This is a genomic window from Bradyrhizobium sp. CSS354, from assembly GCF_029051725.1.
In the GTDB taxonomy this organism is placed as follows: domain Bacteria; phylum Pseudomonadota; class Alphaproteobacteria; order Rhizobiales; family Xanthobacteraceae; genus Bradyrhizobium.
In genome coordinates, this window is the sequence record NZ_JAACFU010000076.1 from 1 (window position 1) to 907 (window position 907).

The window sequence follows — 907 nt, forward strand, 5'->3', positions numbered from 1 at the left end:
ACGCCGTGACAGGCGCGGCAGGCCAGTTTGGGGCGGCGGGTGACGATGACGCGATACTGCGCCGGTACGACGTCCAGCCTCTGGCTCTCATCGTGACCGATCTCAAAAAGGTCGCCTGCGCAGCACGGGCAGCAGGTTGCAGCGGGCATCAGGGTCTCGATGATGCGCGGCAAATGCTCCGGCAGCTTGCCACGATTGGCCCTGCGCTCGGCAGCTCTCTTCTCGCGTGCTTTGGGATTGGCGCGGTCCTCGGCTGCCTCGAGAGCCGCGACAGCCTGATCGATATCCTCCAGAACAAGCTGGAGCTGATCAGCGTCAAGCTTTTCCGAGGATCGACCGAACTGCGCGTCTTTTGCAAGCTTGAGCAACCGCTCGAGCCTGGCGCAGCGATCCAGCAGAGCCGCGGCAAAGGCACGCAACTCGGCTGGATCGCTCGGCAGCTCATCAGGCAAATCACTCATTGGCCCGAGTCTGTCATGCTTCGCGCCCCGATGCAGCGAAGATTTTATGTCCTACGCAAGCGCTTTCGGCTGCAGGATTTGAGGCGCATGCATGCGTGTCCAATCCATGCCGGCCAGAAGCGCGGACAACTGCGCGGCGTTCATTCGCACGACGCCGTCAACGACCGGCGGCCACTTGAAGGCGCTGCCCTCAAGCCGCTTCCAATACAGCACGAGGCCACTACCATCCCAGACAACAATCTTCACCCGATCAGCGCGCTTCGCGCGGAAGACCACCGCCACGCCCTTCATCGGATCGTGGCCCAGCGTCTCCTTCGCCAACAGCGCCAGGCCATCTGCGCCTTTTCTGAAGTCCACAGGTTGCGTCGCTACGTAAATCGTAAGGCTCGCAGGCGGCGTCAGCATGAACGTGTCCGTCGAAGCGCTAAGAACACATCACTCAACAC

The 907-nt window shown here is 61.9% G+C and carries 2 protein-coding genes; both read right to left on the reverse strand.

The features are described 5' to 3' along the window. Positions 1 to 461, reverse strand: a 461-nt coding sequence (locus GWG67_RS38710; RefSeq protein WP_275174894.1) for an IS66 family transposase zinc-finger binding domain-containing protein, incomplete at its 3' end; no start/stop codon positions are given. 51 nt (positions 462 to 512) lie between these two features. Next, positions 513 to 866 (reverse strand): IS66 family insertion sequence element accessory protein TnpB, encoded by a 354-nt coding sequence (gene tnpB / locus GWG67_RS38715; protein ID WP_275174895.1) that lies wholly within the window; start codon positions 864 to 866, stop codon positions 513 to 515. Positions 867 to 907 lie beyond the last annotated feature (41 nt).